The organism is Halostagnicola alkaliphila, from assembly GCF_055379965.1.
Map to the genome: position 1 here is coordinate 3,281,369 of NZ_AP043826.1, position 16,122 is coordinate 3,297,490.

The window sequence follows — 16,122 nt, forward strand, 5'->3', positions numbered from 1 at the left end:
TATTCAGGGCGCAGCAGCGTCGACACCGCCATTCGAATCCGCGAACGGGATGTCGATCTCGATGCCGTCGTACGCGAGCGTCGGCGTCTTCGCCTGCCCGGATCCCCCGCCGTCGAACTCGAGGACTCCGAGATCCTCGAGTTCGGAGCGGTTCCGGTGGACCTGTTTGTAGTCTCGGTCGACGAGGGCAGCGGCTTCTCGGATACTCTCGGGTTCGTGTTCGGCGATCGTCTCGAGTAACTCGAGGATCCTCGGACTGAGGAGTCGGCTGAGTTCCGCGTACGAGCCGAAATTCAAGACCGGTTGTGCGTCCTCGAGTTCGTCGCGCTCCCGAATACGACCAGCAAATCAGTACAGGTTGCAGTTACCGCGCATGTCTCGTCCAATTGGCTCGAGCAGGAGAGGGTGCTGAGACGGAGCACTCAAGAGACTCTCACTCATAGGCGAGAGCAGTGAGTCAGGACGCCCTCGCAATACTGTTCGTCGATCCGTTCGCCGTTATGAACACGGTCGGTTTAGTTGCGTTCGCACTCGTCGGGTCGTCGAAGGCGATCCACGAGGAGTTCGACTTGTTCGGAATCGCCATCGTCGGGTTGGCAATGGCGTTTGCTGGTGGAGCAACACGCGATCTCCTCGTGACGCGAGTACCGTTAGCGCTCCAGTCACCGATCGAAATCAGTCTGGGGCTCCTCGGAGTTGGCTTAGCGATCGCGTTGAGCGTCGTTCTGTCGTCGCCGGAAAGACACCCGATCACGCTGGTCTCCGACGCTATCGGGCTCGCCGCCTTTACGACAACCGGTGCGATCGTCGCAACTGAAGCGGGCGTTTCGGCGTTTGGTATCGTTGCTATTGCGACGATCAACGCCGTCGGTGGCGGTGCGTTTGCAGATATCCTTCTCGACCGCTCTCCGTTCATCCTCTTCGAGGATTTCTACGCGAGTTGTGCAGTCCTCGGCGGAAGCGCGTACTGGCTCGTTGGGTCGGTAGGCGGTGCCGAAAGTACTGCTGCTGTGGTCTGTGCGATACTGACCGTGGTGACTCGGCTCGCTGCGGTTAGTTACAATTGGAGCCTTCCGACAGTACAGAACTTGGACTATTAAGAGATGTGCCTATCATCCGTTGGTCACTCAATACAGTCAGCGATCAGTACAGGTCGAGTAGATAACGGAGTAGCAATCGTCCTCACCGATAGCTGTCAAGAGCGGGGTTCTGAGTTCCAACAGTGCTTTATTCTCCTACTTCACAAACAGTACAATGGTATCTTGGCGACGCCGCGTGTCTACAATCGGAGGGAGACGTATTATCGCCGCTCTTGGGGCGATCTACGTCGTATTTGCCTCAGTATGGGTATTCATTGGGCTCGATATCGGTGAACCGGTCAGTAGTATCTTTATCATAATCCTGTCGGTCGCCGTGCCCGGCTTCCTTCTCCTTTATGGCGCATACTGGCTCCCGCGGAGCGATATCAACACCGAGTTCCACGCTGACATCGCTGGATGGTGTCTCGTCGGATTCGGGACAATGGCGGGTCTGCTCATCTTATTTCAGCTCCAACCCGAAGGTGGTATTTCTGAACCAGTGACCGGGATTCCAATTCTCACGGTACTGGGTAGTGTCGGCGGTCTCGGTGTCGGTGTCTACGATGGTCGAGCCAAGACGCAAACTCGGCAACTCAAGCGGCGAACCAGCCAGCAAGAGACGGTGGCAAAGCTCGGTCAATTTGCGCTCGAAACCGATGACCTCGACGCCCTCATGCATGAAGTGGCCCACAAGGTCGTGGATGCACTCGACAATGACTACTGCGAAGTGCTCGATCTCGACGTTGAGAACGAGGAACTGCTACTCCGCCAAGGCGTCGGTTGGAAAGACGGGATCGTAGGAGAGACGACAGTCTCGTCCGTCGAAGCGAACTCACAGGCAGCGTATACGCTAGCTAATAACCATCCGATCGTTGTCAAAGACTTCGAAACGGAGACACGGTTTAGCGGGACAGAATTGCTGACAAACCACGATGTCCACAGCGGCATCACCACTATCATTGGACCGTTCGCTGAGCCATGGGGAATTTTAGGGACACACGATACCGACCAGCAAGAGTTCACCGAGGATGACGTTAACTTCGTCCAAAGTGTCGCCAACATCCTCGCGGAGGCAATCGAGCGCACAGAAAAGGAACGCCAATTGAGGGAACAGAAGGCACAACTGGATGTAACGACCGATGCCGCGTCAATCGGGATCTGGACGTGGGATATCCAAGATGACGTTGTTACTGCGGACGAGTCTCTCCTGGAGATGTATGCGATGGACCCGGGGGATACCCCCATGGAAGACTTCTACGAACCGATCCACGACGACGACACGAAGCAGACGTGGGAGGAACTCGAACAAGCCGTTGAGGAGACGGGCGAACTCTGGACCGAGTACCGAATCAAGGATGCGACCGGTGACATCACTTGGGTCGAAGCTCAAGGAGAGGTCGAATACGATGATGGCGAACCAGTCCGGTTACACGGTGTAGTTGCCGATATCACCGAGCGAAAAGCACAAGAGCAACGATTAGAACAACTGGTTGCTGAGCTCGAAGAATCGAACGAACGACTCGAACAGTTCGCCTATGCTGCCTCACACGACCTGCGAGAGCCGTTGCGGATGATCTCGTCGTACCTCCAACTCATCGATAGCCGCTACGAACTTGATGAGGAGGGTGAAGAGTTCATCGAGTTCGCCGTGGACGGGGCCGAGCGGATGCAGTCGATGATCGACGGGCTTCTCCAGTACTCCCGCGTCGAAATACAGGGCGACCCATTAGAGCTGGTCGACTTGGAAGACATTCTTGAGGATGCACGCAAGAACCTACAGGTGACCATCGAGGAGAACGACACGACGATCGAAGCAGAGCCGCTTCCGCATGTTCAAGGCGACCCTGACCAGTTGCGGCAGGTATTCCAGAACCTGCTCGACAACGCCATCGAGTATAGCGACGACCAGTCGACGGTTCACGTAACCGCAGAGCAAAACGATACAGATTGGATCGTCTCCATTGAGGACGAGGGAATCGGGATCGACCGAGAAGAACAGGAGCAGATCTTCGAGGTGTTCCAGCGAGGCCACAGTCGTAGCGATGGTAACGGTACTGGAATCGGTCTTGCACTCTGCGAACGGATTATCGAGCGCCACAGCGGAGAGATTTGGGTCGAATCCGAACTGGACGAGGGATCGACGTTCTCGTTTACGCTTCCGGCTGCCGATACGTAAAGGTGAATCACATACCAGTGGTTCGGAGTTTTATTCCTCGCTAGGAGAGTCAACAGCTATAGTATAAAGTCCATATGCGATAAGAATTGCGAGTATGACACCCAAGATACCAGCCAGCCAGTTTCCGCTAGAAATAAACTCAAATAAACCCCCCATAGCTGCTCTTGAGGCAATTAGGAGGAATACACAAAGTACGAAGAGACGAACAGAAAAACTGGGGAGTTTTCCTGAGTTCGGGTTATCTGTATCCATGTTGTAATGTTTTATATATGCCACAATAGTTCTTTGCCTGTTACGTTGCACCTGTAGTTACAAAAATTCCACGAGAATACGTGTCCAAAATAGTTTCAACAGGACTGGATACCCTCATTCACCTTCCTCGAGCGAATCCGCATCGAGATTCCCCTCGAGATACCGCATACCATATCCGTCTTTAGCTAAGCGAGAAACCACGTGACAGCGGCGGCTTATCGAGGCATCTTTTCGAGAGGAATGAGGAGGCGACGAGTGTGCACAACGAAGCCTCCTCATCTCGGATTATGCGTCGGCTCACTACATTGTTTCCCTCCGAGTTCCTCGAAGAGCACGCCGAGGAACTCGGCGTGGTCGAACGTGACCGCAAGCTCCAGATTCCCGCCTTCGTCTGGGCATTCGTGTTCGGCTTCGCCGCAGGCGAAAGCCGAACACTCGCTGGCTTCAGACGCAGCTACAACTCGACAGGCGACGAGACGATCTCTCCCGGCGGCTTCTATCACCGGTTGACGCCGTCTCTCGCAGAGTACTTCCGCGACCTCGTCGAGCGTGGCCTCGACGAGGTCGCTGTCCCTGACACTGTTGACGCCGATATCGACCGATTCAGGGACGTGATGATCGCTGATGGAACCGTCCTGCGGTTGCACGAGTTCCTTGCCGATGAGTACGAAGCTCGCAAGGAGGAGCAGGCTGGAGCGAAGCTCCACCTGCTCCACAATGCCACTGAGCAGACGATAGAACGTCTCGACGTGACTGACGAGAAAACGCACGACAGCACGTTGTTTAACACAGGATCGTGGCTCGAAGATCGGCTCGTTCTGTTCGACCGAGCCTACTTCAAGTACCGCCGCTTCGCGTTGATCGATGAGAACGACGGCTACTTCGTGAGTCGGCTGAAAGAGAGCGCAAATCCGGTCGTAACGGAGGAATTACGGGAATGGCGCGGCCGCGCCATTCCCTTGGAAGGTGAGCAGATCCACGATGTTGTGGATGATCTGCACCGCGAGTACATCGACGTGGAAGTCGAAGCCGAGTTCGACCGAAGACCGTACGGAGGAACGCAGTCACGCGATACGAAGCGGTTTCGCGTCGTCGGCGTCCGCAAAGAGGACGCCGACGACTACCACCTGTACATCACGAATCTCCCGAGAGAAGAGTTCCTGCCGTCGGATCTAGGGACGGTCTATCGGTGTCGGTGGGAGGTGGAGTTGCTATTCCGTGAGTTGAAGACGCAGTACGAACTGGACGAGTTCGACACGACAAAGAAGCATATTGTCGAAATTCTGCTGTACGCAGCGTTGTTGTCACTGCTCGTGAGTCGTGAATTGCTCGATCTGGTCACCGAACAGGCGGACGATGAGATCGTGTTTCCGCCGGAACGCTGGGCGGCGACCTTCCGGTCGCACGCCCAGCTCATCCTCCACGAACTTGGCGAATATCTCGGCTATTCGCCGCCACCGCTGCTCGACCGACTGATCGACGACGCACAGAAGATCCACCAGCAACGCCCAGTGTTACAAGAGACGCTCGCTACCGCTACGCAACCGAGGTGTGAGTCTTAGCTAAAGACGAATACCGCATACCATCTTCATCGATTTCGTAATAACCGCGCTCAATCCTGACAACGAGTCCATACTCGACGAGAACAGAAAGGCGTCGATTCACCTGTTCTCGGCTTTTGTCAATATTCTTTCCGATAACAGCAGGGGACAGAATTAGACCCGACGAATGAAGGACCTCCAGGATCCGCTCGTCAGTCGGCAATTGCATCCAGTTTCCAGGTCGTCTCATAGATTTGAAGATGTGATCGTTCACCGCTGTCGATTCAGTTGTTACTCGTGATCAACGTCTAGCTCCCCGGATTCGAGGTCCTCATCCAAATATCGGCGTCCACGTTCAGTAAGCGAATAGTAGCCATCGCTTTCGCGATCGAGCAAGCCGTGCTCGGCGAGGAGTCGGCTACGTTGTCCAGCATAATTCGGATGGGAGTCGATGTTGCGTCCGATAACTGCTGGTGGAACTTCGCCTGCATCCCGCACGTATTCTAGGATAGCGTCGTCGGTTGGGACCATCCAGTCAGCACGTTCTCGCATAGTAGAGATACCGTTCTATGGTAGAGACCTTGTTCATACATACCGCGTAGCTATGTGATGGTATATAAACGCTCACTCGAGTTTGAGAAGATGCTTGCGCTCTTTTCTGAGAGGGTGAAAGCATGGGTTTGCCGAAGACTCACAGTGCGCTTTTCGGTAGAAATCAGGTAGGATTTATTCGTTTGCTTCGAGCGAATCGGCATCAAGATTCCCCTCGAGATACTGCATCCCATCCTCAGCAATTTCGTAATATCCTCGTTCGACTCTCACAACGAATCCATACTCGACGAGAACTGTAAGTCGACGATTGACGTGTACACGTGACTTGTCGATGTTCTTCGCGATCACTTGTGGCGAGAGAATCAGTCCTGACTCGAGGATCTCGAGGATCCGTTCATCAGTAGGTAATTGCATCCACTCGCCGGGTTGACGCATTGTCTATGAGTAGCAAAACAGATTCTTACGACTATCGGTCCATCTGAATTGAGATATTAATTCGGATCTCTTATGTTACGAATAGGCATCAAAGTTTATCAGGCATTATGCACTACCTGTTAGTAGACGGGAATTTACACTGGAGCGACCAGCGCTCCCGAGTAGAAAGCAGCTGGTGTCTGCGCACCAGCCGCGACAGCTCCCGTAAGACAGTACGGAAGCCATGTACGACGACGATTCACGGGGTCTTGAAAGCCCCGACCGACCGCACGCATCGACGACGAACGCCGGGACTCGAGCCCTTCGCACCGACGGCGGCTCCACCCAGCCGAGCGCCTTCGACCGCCTCGAGTTGATCGACAGACAAGCCGAAATCCTCCTCGAGCAACTTGAGGCCGACTACCCGGACTCAGCAACTACCGAAGCCACGCGCCACGTCCGCGAAATCCGGGCGGAAGCCGAGTGGGCGCACCGACTGCTCCGCGAGCCCGATTCCGAAGCGGGCGAGGAGTCCGCGGCGGGAGATTCCAAGACGAACGACGAGCCCGCGACGAACGGTGACGACTCGAGCGACAGCGCCGACGACGTGCCCATGCTCGTCGAACGCGGGGGCGGCGTGACGACCGTTCTCGGCCCCGATCCGGGCGCCTACGATCGATGGAGACGTGAAAACGAAAACCCGGAACGAGCAGACGACTCGAGACGAGCAGACGTCACTGATTCGAGCGAGCCGGATTCCGACCGGGAGACCACGTCCGAGGACGAACCCAGTGCCGACAGCCACGGCGAACCTGCCGACGCCACCCTCGAAGATGAAGACCTCCACGAACGAGGCGACCGAGATGACTAGCGCTCCCTCCAACCAACTCGAGACGCAGGATCTCGCTCGAGCGCTCGAGACGCTCCAAACCCGAGTCGGCGAACTCACCGACCGCGTCGCCGACCTCGAATCCGATAACGAACGACTCGAATCCGAGAGCGCACAGCTCGAGTCCCAGAACCAACGGCTCGAGGCCGAAAACGAATCCCTCAGCGAACGGGTTCAGGAACTCGAACACAAGACCACACAACTCGAGGACGATACGACCACGCTCGAGGACGAAACGGACCACCTCGAGCGAGCGACCACCCGTCTCGAGAACCGAACCACCGCCGCGATCAACCGCTCCGGAGCGAACAAAGACCGCATCGCCGAACTCCAGGCGCGGGAACTCGAGAAAGGAGCCCATCTGCTCGAGACGACCGTTTCCCCGCGGGAACTCGAGATCGCCGGCGACCACCTCGAGAAGATCCGCAAAGACGACGACCGGACCTACTACCGACTGCCAGACTCCGAGGATCCCCTCGAGCGCGGCGGGAACGTGTCGCTGGCCCACGCCGACCTGCTCCCGATTCAGCAACTCGCCCGCATGGACGAGCCGATGCGTCGCTCGACGACGAGTACGCTCCCCTCGAGGCTCGCGGCCGAACTCTGGAAGGCTCGAGTCGACCCTGCCGTCGGCGATAATCCCTGGCGAACTGGCTGCAAGGGCGTCCGTGAGTACGTCACGGCCTCCGATCTGAAACACTGGATCCGCAGGCAGGAAGCGGGCGTCTCCGATTCCTACGCGAAGAAACTCGTCTCGAGAACCATCGACGCCCTGCTCGAGCTCTCGAAGAACCGCCTCGCGGTGCGGAAGAAACGCCAGCGAAAGAACGGCCTCGAGTACACCGAACGTCGGGTCCTGCTCACGGTCGACGCCGAGATCCCGGGCGAGCGAAGCGGCGGGATGGGGGATGGAGCTAGCGGTGGTACTCGAGGCGCGACGGAGGATACACCCGACTCGAGCGCCGACGCCCCGGAGACAGCTGCCGTCACCGGCACGGAGTGACCACGGGGAACCGAGTACGCCTCGAGACCGAGCGACACGTGGTTCGTCTCGAGGAAATCCTCGAGGAACGCTGCAAAAGGGCCACGACTGCGACCAAGAGAGGACCGTTCGAACGGACGGCTACAGGGATGTCTACCCTCACTCGGTCGCCGTCGGTCGTGCTCGAGGGCCACCCTTCCGGGACGGTCTGTAGACGCCGATTGTCTATAGAGAAAGAACAAACCGGATGGAGAGTATACAGCATTGTGTCATGGGCGATAAAGTCATTCGGGTGTCCGAAGAGACCTGGCGGAAGCTACGGTCTCGCAAGCGAGGCGACGAGAACTTCGAGGCCGTTATCGAACGCGAGCTACAGCACGACGATCCGCTCGCCGGCTTTGGGGCGTGGAGTGACACGATGATCGACGAGTCGGTTCGTGAAGTCAAACAAGAAAGGGACAGCGAATTCGAACCGCAGTCATGAAAGCGTTCGACAGCAGTTTTTGTGCTCACTTTCCGCTCGGCCGATATGCTGCAAACGTATCGACTCGTGCATCAGGTTGGAAGCATCGGCTTTCGATCGCTTCTCGATCGCTACACTGACACCCCCTCTTGCATTGGCCGGTCACACGCTTTAGTCACTGTGAGCGATGGTAACGTCCATGCTCGTCCATCTCCAACAGTACAAACACGAGGAGGTCCAGTTCGACGACAACAGGACGACCGGAGAATCCCAGACGGCGGACTCCATCGAGCGGGATTCGGAGGAGTACTTCGGCGAAGACGTCGACGAGTTCGACGTCGCAACCTGGGAGACCATCGAGCACGAGGGCGATCCGATCCAACGCCGCGACGTTACGATTACGGCGGCGACCGCCGTCTCCGTTCCGGAGCAGCCGACCGACGAAGACGATCCCGACCTTCCGGGACGAACGCTTCAGATCCGTACAGGAGGGGACATAGAACACCTCGAGCAGGCCGTGATCGTCGAGGTGCAGGATGCAAATCCCGAAGAGTCAGAGTCCGGCGGATAGTGCCGGAGACGAACGAAGAGAGCTCGAAAAGATGAAGAGTCGGCGCTCTTCCGCTAATTGGAGTGTACTGTTGATGTCCTAACGTGCGGTAGCGTATCGTACTACAAAGTATCGTACTTCGGATAATGATACTCGAGAGTATCAAACTTCAAAGTATCATCTTGGCTGTGCGGATATTGTTCGTGAGAGAGACAGCAAAACCCACGATTTCTCGCAATACAACTCTCGAGTCGAGACAGAACGAGCCCGGGATAATTCAGTTTTCACTCCTCGAGTCGCTTTCGGCCAGCGCTAAATAAATCGTACGCATGCGAATATATTAGTACTCTCGAGGAGAACAGACGAACAATGACCGAGAAAGAACCGAAGTGGGCTGATGACGTGGACGCGTCGGAACGGGTTCGACACGTCGCGCTAACGCGAACGGCACCACGAAACGCCGGCTGGATCGCCACCGAGGCAAACGTCTCTCGAGATACGGCCGTAAAATACCTCACTCGAATGGTCGACCGCGGTGACCTCGAGGTCGTCGAGACGAACAACGGCGACGGCTACAGGCCGGATGGTGTTACGCAGTTCCTCCGCGAAGTCCGTCAGCTCGCCGAAGAACACACGCTCGACGAACTGACTCGAGAGCTCGACGCGATCGGTGACGAAATTGATTCGTGGAAAGCCAACTACGATGTCGAATCAATTTCGGAGCTCCGCCAGAGCGTCGGTCGCGAAGACTTATCCGGCGACGAGCGACGTGAACGACTCGAGGCCGTCGAAGAGTGGGAATACAACGTGGAGAGTCGAGAGGCTATTCAACTCGCGATCAGCCTCAAGGGCTCCCTGACGACGTTAGACGTGGATTCGGTCACAGACGGATCGTCCACACGACTTCCGCAGGAAGGATAATTCCGCGAATGGTGTTGTTACTCGCGGGTGGTCGCGGATTCACCCGGCGCGAAGGTCTCCGTCGGTGCAAAGAGCGACTCGAGAACGTACCAGGATTTACAAAAATTCGATATCGGCCTTCACGGCTTCGACCGCGAACCGTCGTCGCCGATGTCCACGTGGAGATGTTCCTTGGAGAATCTTTTCCGCGTCAGGAAGGTAAAGTTGAGATTCTCTGGCGTCCTCAAGAAGGAACCGACGTGCAACGTGTTCATTGGGCCGACGATGCAGTGAACCTGGGCTGGCACAAAGACGACGATCATCAGGACCTCGGAACGGCGCATTTCCAACTCGAGACAGACGGTGAAACGGTTCACGAACCAGCGGACATAACGGTCGAAGCTCCCGTGAGCTTTCTCGAAACGTGTCTCGAGCGTCTCCCAGAACAACTCGAGCGGACGTGCGAACAGTAACCCTCTCAACAAAATTACTTGGCAATACGTTTTTGTAAGCGACCGTAACTGGAGCGCTTAGTTCTCGAGTCGCTCTCGGGCGGCCGCGATAACCAGCGGTAGGGAGATCGTCGCGTCACCATAGACAGATACGTTTTGCGCGTCTTTCTCGAGTTTGCCCCACGAGCGGGCTTCCTCGAGGGTCGCACCCGAGAGTCCGCCGGTCTGTTTTGGGTCCATGGTTAGCTGGACGCCGTAGTCGTACGCGCCCGGCGTCACCAGCATCGTCTGGAGGGTGAAGTTCTTCGGGACGCCGCCGCCGACGACGAACGCGCCGGCTTCCTCGGCGTCGTAGGCGATGTCGGTCAACGCGGTCATGTCGGCGAGCGCGTCGAGCGAGAAGTCGCTCGTCTGGGAGTACATCCACGCCTGCAACCCCAACACGGAGTCTTGAACTGCGGGGCAGTAGATCGGCACGTCGTTCTCGAAAGCCGCCGCGGCGATTCCGGGGCCCTCCGCGATATCCTCCTGCTCGTTCACCTCCGAATTCGCTCGGCCGAGCGCTTCGGTGAGCCGTTCGATGGGGACGACGCCCTCGTCCTCGAGCGTCGGGAACACCTCCTCGCGCAGGTGGGACTCGAACGTCGCGAAGAACTCCTGGGGAAGGTAGACGTTGTAGATCCGGTCGACGCCCTCGTCGCGCAGCGTTTCGTCGTGCTCGCGCTCGGTTTTCCCCTCGGCCGTGACGCAGCCGTGGTGGTGTTTCCCGCCGATGGCCTCGATGCTGTCGTGGGTCAGGTTCGCTCCCGTGGTCACGAGTGCGTCGATGTAGCCGTCTCGGATCAGGTCGGCGACGATCCGGCGCATTCCCGTCGGGACCATCGCACCTGCGAGGCCGAAGAAGACGGTTACGTCGTCGTCGAACATCGCCTCGGTTATCGAGACGGCCTCGTGAAGGTCCGCCGCACCGACGCCCGCGTTGCCGTACTCGTCGGCCAACTCGCCGACGGTCATCCCGGCTCGAGCCTCGGCGTGGCCGATCGGGTCGTGGGAGAACGTTTCTCGGCCGTCGTCCGAACCGTGGGCGTGTTGGTCCGAATCCGCGTTGTCGTTCCCGCTTTCGGCCTCGTGCTCGTGATCGCTCTCGTGCTCGTCGGTCATACTCGCGGATGGGGTTCGAGGGTGTTCAACGCCGCGGTTCGTTCCTCGAGGACGAGTGCGATTCGTCCGACAGCGATTTCCGGTACAGAATCATCGTGAACTCGTCTCCACAAAACGCCACCCGCCTACGCTGTACCTCTTCGAACGAATTGCTTTCGTAGAACCGCTGTGCACCGGTTTGGATAGGCGTCGTATCGAGAACGATATCGGAATAGCCGGCTTCGATCGCTCGTCGTTCGAGTTCGTCGTACACTCGTTGGCCGTACCCTCGACGTTGGCGGGTCGGATCGACGCGCATCCGTTTGAGTTCCGCTGTGGAGTCGGGAAGATTCTCGAGGAATTCCGTTATGTACCCCTCGGCGGACCGGAATGCACCCATCGCGACGATTCGATCGTCGACGTTCCCGACGAGAAACTCGCCCCCGTTATCGAGATATACGCTCTCGATATCCTCGAGATCAGGATCCGCTGCGCCGTCAACGAATGATCCGACATCTCGCATGGCTTCCTCGTGGAGCTCAAGAATTCGGTCGGTATCGGCGGGCCGGTATCGTCTGAGAGACAATGGCGCAGCCATACTCGAGATGTAGATACGGAAGCACAATACAGTTTTGTTGACATCACTGGTTGTGGGTATTCGCCAAGAGGTGGATCAGCGACCCAATAGCAGGAGACAACTACAGCCCGGTCGGAACGTCCAGGTACGTCGTCTCAAGGCCCCACCCTTCGACCAACTCCTGTAACGACCGGACGCCGAACGTTTCGGTGGCGTAGTGGCCAGCCAGCACGACGTGAACGCCGGCTTCCTGGGCTTCGTGGTAGACCTTCTGTTTCCCTTCGCCCGTGACGAGCGCGTCGACGTCCGCGTCGACAGCCTCATCGAGCCAGTCGGTGCCGCTCCCGGTCACGATCCCGATCTCCGAAATTTCCTCGGGGCCGAACTCGAGGCCGCGAACCTCTCGCCCACCCGTATCCAGTTCGGACTCGAGGCGCTCACACAGCGAGTCGAACGTGTAGGACTCGGGTGCGGTTCCGCGCTGGCCGATGTACTCCGGCCCGAGCTCGCCGAACGGGGACCGGTTCTCGAGTTCGAGCACGTCGGCGACCCCCGCCGCGTTGCCGTGTTCCTGGTGGCCGTCCAGCGGGAGGTGGGAAACGTACAGCGCGAGGTCGTTCTCGATCAGCGCCGCGATGCGGTCGTACGTCCGGCCCGTCACGCGATCGAAGCCGCCCCAGGAGATCCCGTGGTGGGTGACCAACGCGTCGGCTCCCGCGTCGATCGCCCGCTCGAACGTCTCTGCAACGCCGTCGACGGCGAAGGCGACGTGCTCGAGTTCTCCCTTGTCGGGACCGACCTGCAGTCCGTTTGCACTTGCATCCAGATCTGCGTAAGCGTCCTGTCGAAGCTCCTCGTCGAGTCGAGATGCGAATTCGGCGAGTTCCATACCGACCGATTCGAACTCCCGGGGCTTGTATCTGTACCACTCGCGGGAGACTGCGCCACAGCGGCTCAGCTCTCGAACGCCGAAACCGGTCCGATATTCCGATAGTCGGCTATTTACGTTCTCTCGCGTCGAATCGTGACGTATGGAACGACGTACTATTTCTGCGACTGACGGTGTCATCTACGATTTCACGCCCGATCTCGAGGCGAGCCACAGCGTCACTGACGGCTCGTCGCTCACGATCGAGACGCTCGACGGCCTCGAGGGGGCGGTCCAGTCCGAAGACGACGTGGTCGAGTCGATCCCCGAGGAGGTCAACGCCGCGACGGGGCCGATCGAAGTCGAAGCGGCTTCGCCGGGAGACGTCCTCGCCGTCGAAATCGAGGAGATCCGAATCGCCGAGGACGCGGGCCGCGTGATCACGATCGAGGGGTTCGGCCTGCTCGCTGACGACGAGGACATCGAGGCCCCGCGATCGAAGATGACGCCCCTTGAGGAGTCTGAATCGGCGATCACCTTCGATGGACTCGAGATCCCCGTTGATCCCGTCATCGGGACGATCGGCGTCGCCCCCGCCGAGGAAGCCTACGACACGCTCGTTCCCCACGATCACGGCGGAAACCTGGATACGACGGACGTGACGGCTGGGAACACGATCTACTTCCCCGTGTTCCAAGCGGGCGCGATGCTCGCGATGGGCGACTGCAAGATCGCGATGGCCGACGGGGAGATGTGTGGCACCGGCGCGGAGGTCGCCACCGAAATCGACGTCTCGCTCGAGGTGATCGAGGACCCGTCGTTCGACCTCGAGCGACCGCTGATCGAAACGCCCGACGCCTGGAAACCCGTCGCCAGCGCGGAGTCGATGCTCGAGGCGTGCAAGCTCGCGAACAAGGACGCCGTGGAATTGCTCGCGGCCGAACACGAGTTCGACGCGACTGAGGCCTACATGCTCTCGAGTCTCGTCGGCGGCCTCGAGATCAGTCAGGTCGTCGATCCGCTCGTGACGGTTCGGAACGCGATTCCGAAGGACTACCTCTCGGATCCGTTCGACCACGAGTAACGGAGCGAGGCACCGAACCGACTCGAAACGACAGTACGGTCCCGGAAAGCCCCCGGCCCTTTCGATCTCACCCACCATACCTCGTTGCTGAGGGTGTTCTACTCAATTCTGTTCAGAGAGACGAGTGACTGAACGCAGTTGTGGTTCTGCGCTCAAAAGTGTGGTACTGTGTACTATCGACCGTCAGCGGCTGAAAAGACGAACTCACGGAGGAGCTTTCCGCCCAGGGCTGCGGCCTGTCCGTCGTCGCGGTCGTTGATCTCGACCACGTCGAACCCGCTGGCCGACGGAGCGACGGCTCGAACCACCGATCGGAGCTCCCGCGGCTCGAGGCCGAACGGCTCCATCGTCCCCGTCCCCGGCGCGTAGGCGGGGTCGGCACCGTCGATGTCGACGCTCAAGTAGACGTCGCGTCCGTCGAGCATCGACTCGAGATCGGGGGTCAGCCCAAGCGCTTCGGTCGTCGACGACGCGTCGACACCGACATCAGCCGAACCGGTTCGCTCGAGCGCTTCGGGTCGAATAATGGTCACGTCCTCGGCCTCTGCCCGCTCCCATTCCTCCTCACTTCCGGTTCTAGCTCCGATAATAATCGCTTCCTCGACCGAGTCGACGCGCTCGAGGATTCGTCGGGTAACGCAGGCATGAGAAAGCTCGTTCCCGTCGTACTCCTCGCGCAGATCGAGGTGGGCGTCGAGACAGACGAACACCTCGGGCTCGACGGCGCGAACTCCTGCCAGCGAGACGGTGTGTTCCCCGCCGAGCAACAGTGGGACGGCGTCGTCCCAGACCACGTCCGTGAGCGTTCCCTCGAGGAACTCGAGGTATTCTGGTACCTCATCCCAAGCGCGAACGTCGCCGTCGTCGAAGACGCGCAGTTCGGAGAAGTGCTGGTCGGTCCGCCGGTCGTAATCGTCGTAACTTTCTGAAAACGTTCGAATGCGTCGGGGACCGAAGCGGGTCCCCGGTTGAAAGGTCGTCGAGGCGTCCAGGGGCGCACCGACGACCACGAAGTCCGCGGTAGGCTCGGGCTCTCGCCCTCGCGTATCGGCTCGTCGGTAGTCGGCCGCCCCGGGGAACATTAGATGATCTTTCGCTCGTCTTCCATCTCGAGGTATTCGATGTTCTCGTCGGGCGAAACGTCCTGATCCTCGGGGACGCGCATCGTGATCGTTTCGTACGTCTCTAAGTCCATCACCTGCATATCGTTGCCGTCAACGGAGACGACCTGACCCTGCTTTCGTTCGATGATCGGGACCCAGATCTTCGCGTCGACGGGCTGGGAGAGCGATCGCTTCTTCCCGTCGAAGACGCCCTCGGCCTCGATACGGGCCTTCGCGCTGCCGTGTTTCCCCGGCTTTGCCGTACTGTAGGAGTTGATGTTACAGGCTACATCGTCGATAACGACGTAGCTACCTTCCTGGAGATCGCGAACCTCTTGCTGCTTTTTCGCCATACGCCGGGATAATCAACCGAACGGCATAAACCGTTTGGATCGGCGGAGCACCCTGACAGCGGTTCTGACGGCGAGTAATTTCTGTCGCGGAGACTGTTCGACGAAACGATTTTGCGAACGCCGATCGACCCCGTAGCCATGGACGTGATCGGACCGATGGTCGCAATCGCCACCGCAACAGTCCTGCTCACACTGCTCTGGCGATTACGCGACGGCTCGGACAACGTCGATCAAGGAAGCGGAGGCGAAACTAACCCGCTCACACACCGACTCGAGGAACGTCTCGAGACCGAGTTCTCCCAACCCCGTTCTCACCTCGAGACCCCGCCGACGATCCGAGAGCTCTCCGCGGTCGATACCGCGAACGACGGCAAGCCGATCTACGTCCCGACCGTGCGGATCGACCTCGGAACGACTGACGCGCCGGGACTGGACCTGCTCTTCGAGTTCGTCGCGAGCGTCCTCGAGTCGATTCATCCGGTTCTCGAGGACGAAACCGTTCACGTCCGCCAGTACGACGTGCAGTTCACCTTCGGTCCCGACGGCCTGCTTGTCTCCGGGGAGTGCCGCCAAGTATCGGTTCCGCCGTCGATGGCGACGCGGTTGGTTTCGGAAGACCGGTATCGGGCGCTCGAACTCCGGCGAGATGTCAAGCGCGGCGTCGAAAGCGACGACGAGCGAGAGGGTGCTGTGACCCCGAAGCTGTGGGATGAATGCTGAGGCCTCGAGACTGTGTGCGGAGTGCTA

General features: G+C 58.6%; 20 protein-coding genes and 1 pseudogene. 11 read left to right on the top strand and 10 right to left on the bottom strand.

What is annotated here, in order from left to right; translation table 11 throughout:
* Positions 1-3: 3 nt before the first annotated feature.
* Positions 4-321 (bottom strand): annotated as a pseudogene (locus ACZ5C7_RS21825) (HVO_A0114 family putative DNA-binding protein); the annotation flags it as partial.
* A gap of 131 nt (positions 322-452) precedes the next feature.
* On the opposite strand from ACZ5C7_RS21825, the gene ACZ5C7_RS21830 reads away from it, so the two are divergent.
* Both ACZ5C7_RS21830 and ACZ5C7_RS21835 read left to right on the top strand, forming a co-directional pair.
* A complete protein-coding gene (locus ACZ5C7_RS21830; protein ID WP_464378361.1) occupies positions 453-1,100 on the top strand; it encodes a trimeric intracellular cation channel family protein in 648 nt (215 codons plus the stop codon).
* A 154-nt stretch (positions 1,101-1,254) separates the two neighbouring features.
* The gene (locus ACZ5C7_RS21835) at positions 1,255-3,255 is read left to right on the top strand and encodes an ATP-binding protein (RefSeq protein WP_464378362.1); all 2,001 of its coding nucleotides are present in this window, start codon (positions 1,255-1,257) and stop codon (positions 3,253-3,255) included.
* 30 nt (positions 3,256-3,285) lie between these two features.
* Here ACZ5C7_RS21835 and ACZ5C7_RS21840 read toward each other — a convergent pair whose 3' ends face one another.
* A complete protein-coding gene (locus ACZ5C7_RS21840; protein ID WP_464378363.1) occupies positions 3,286-3,507 on the bottom strand; it encodes a hypothetical protein in 222 nt (73 codons plus the stop codon).
* A 287-nt stretch (positions 3,508-3,794) separates the two neighbouring features.
* On the opposite strand from ACZ5C7_RS21840, the gene ACZ5C7_RS21845 reads away from it, so the two are divergent.
* Positions 3,795-5,069 (top strand): IS4 family transposase, encoded by a 1,275-nt coding sequence (locus ACZ5C7_RS21845; protein WP_464374780.1) that lies wholly within the window; start codon positions 3,795-3,797, stop codon positions 5,067-5,069.
* Here the strand turns inward: ACZ5C7_RS21845 and ACZ5C7_RS21850 are convergent.
* The 3 genes from ACZ5C7_RS21850 to ACZ5C7_RS21860 form a co-directional block, all read right to left on the bottom strand.
* Complete coding sequence (locus ACZ5C7_RS21850; protein ID WP_464378492.1) at positions 5,044-5,298, bottom strand: transcriptional regulator; 255 nt, start codon at positions 5,296-5,298, stop codon at positions 5,044-5,046. The genes ACZ5C7_RS21845 and ACZ5C7_RS21850 overlap by 26 nt on opposite strands.
* 41 nt (positions 5,299-5,339) lie before the next feature.
* A complete protein-coding gene (locus ACZ5C7_RS21855; protein WP_464378364.1) occupies positions 5,340-5,600 on the bottom strand; it encodes a hypothetical protein in 261 nt (86 codons plus the stop codon).
* A 174-nt stretch (positions 5,601-5,774) separates the two neighbouring features.
* Entirely contained in the window at positions 5,775-6,035 is a 261-nt protein-coding gene (locus ACZ5C7_RS21860; RefSeq protein ID WP_464378365.1) for a transcriptional regulator, read from the bottom strand.
* A 223-nt stretch (positions 6,036-6,258) separates the two neighbouring features.
* Here ACZ5C7_RS21860 and ACZ5C7_RS21865 point away from each other — a divergent pair, with 223 nt between their 5' ends.
* From ACZ5C7_RS21865 to ACZ5C7_RS21890, 6 genes are all read left to right on the top strand, one after another.
* Positions 6,259-6,885, top strand: a complete 627-nt coding sequence (locus ACZ5C7_RS21865; RefSeq protein ID WP_464378366.1) for a hypothetical protein — start codon at positions 6,259-6,261, stop codon at positions 6,883-6,885.
* Entirely contained in the window at positions 6,848-7,906 is a 1,059-nt protein-coding gene (locus ACZ5C7_RS21870; protein ID WP_464378493.1) for a DUF8008 family protein, read from the top strand. Before ACZ5C7_RS21865 ends, ACZ5C7_RS21870 begins: the two co-directional genes overlap by 38 nt.
* Before the next feature lie 250 nt (positions 7,907-8,156).
* Positions 8,157-8,369, top strand: a complete 213-nt coding sequence (locus ACZ5C7_RS21875) for an antitoxin VapB family protein (protein ID WP_464378367.1) — start codon at positions 8,157-8,159, stop codon at positions 8,367-8,369.
* A gap of 178 nt (positions 8,370-8,547) precedes the next feature.
* Positions 8,548-8,919 carry a hypothetical protein gene (locus ACZ5C7_RS21880; protein WP_464378368.1) on the top strand — a complete coding sequence of 124 codons (372 nt, stop codon included), beginning with the start codon at positions 8,548-8,550 and terminating at the stop codon, positions 8,917-8,919.
* 348 nt (positions 8,920-9,267) lie between these two features.
* Positions 9,268-9,819: a DUF7342 family protein gene (locus ACZ5C7_RS21885; RefSeq protein ID WP_464378369.1), complete on the top strand. Its 552-nt coding sequence runs from the start codon at positions 9,268-9,270 to the stop codon at positions 9,817-9,819.
* A 239-nt stretch (positions 9,820-10,058) separates the two neighbouring features.
* Positions 10,059-10,271 carry a hypothetical protein gene (locus tag ACZ5C7_RS21890; RefSeq protein WP_464378370.1) on the top strand — a complete coding sequence of 71 codons (213 nt, stop codon included), beginning with the start codon at positions 10,059-10,061 and terminating at the stop codon, positions 10,269-10,271.
* A 57-nt stretch (positions 10,272-10,328) separates the two neighbouring features.
* Here the strand turns inward: ACZ5C7_RS21890 and ACZ5C7_RS21895 are convergent, their stop codons facing one another.
* From ACZ5C7_RS21895 to ACZ5C7_RS21905, 3 genes are all read right to left on the bottom strand, one after another.
* Complete coding sequence (locus ACZ5C7_RS21895) at positions 10,329-11,411, bottom strand: deoxyhypusine synthase (protein ID WP_464378371.1); 1,083 nt, start codon at positions 11,409-11,411, stop codon at positions 10,329-10,331.
* Between the two features lie 25 nt (positions 11,412-11,436).
* A complete protein-coding gene (locus tag ACZ5C7_RS21900) occupies positions 11,437-11,988 on the bottom strand; it encodes a GNAT family N-acetyltransferase (RefSeq protein WP_464378372.1) in 552 nt (183 codons plus the stop codon).
* A gap of 100 nt (positions 11,989-12,088) precedes the next feature.
* Positions 12,089-12,856, bottom strand: a complete 768-nt coding sequence (locus ACZ5C7_RS21905; RefSeq protein WP_464378373.1) for a Nif3-like dinuclear metal center hexameric protein — start codon at positions 12,854-12,856, stop codon at positions 12,089-12,091.
* Between the two features lie 142 nt (positions 12,857-12,998).
* Between ACZ5C7_RS21905 and ACZ5C7_RS21910 the strand changes: the two genes are divergently transcribed.
* Positions 12,999-13,919, top strand: a complete 921-nt coding sequence (locus tag ACZ5C7_RS21910; RefSeq protein ID WP_464378374.1) for an acetamidase/formamidase family protein — start codon at positions 12,999-13,001, stop codon at positions 13,917-13,919.
* A gap of 173 nt (positions 13,920-14,092) precedes the next feature.
* Here the strand turns inward: ACZ5C7_RS21910 and speB are convergent, their stop codons facing one another.
* Positions 14,093-15,001, bottom strand: coding sequence for an agmatinase (speB, locus tag ACZ5C7_RS21915; protein WP_464378375.1), 909 nt, complete (start codon positions 14,999-15,001; stop codon positions 14,093-14,095).
* Positions 15,001-15,375: a translation initiation factor IF-5A gene (locus tag ACZ5C7_RS21920; protein ID WP_464378376.1), complete on the bottom strand. Its 375-nt coding sequence runs from the start codon at positions 15,373-15,375 to the stop codon at positions 15,001-15,003. The genes speB and ACZ5C7_RS21920 overlap by 1 nt, the downstream gene beginning before the upstream one ends.
* A 138-nt stretch (positions 15,376-15,513) precedes the next feature.
* Here ACZ5C7_RS21920 and ACZ5C7_RS21925 point away from each other — a divergent pair, with 138 nt between their 5' ends.
* The gene (locus tag ACZ5C7_RS21925; protein WP_464378377.1) at positions 15,514-16,095 is read left to right on the top strand and encodes a hypothetical protein; all 582 of its coding nucleotides are present in this window, start codon (positions 15,514-15,516) and stop codon (positions 16,093-16,095) included.
* Positions 16,096-16,122: the final 27 nt, after the last annotated feature.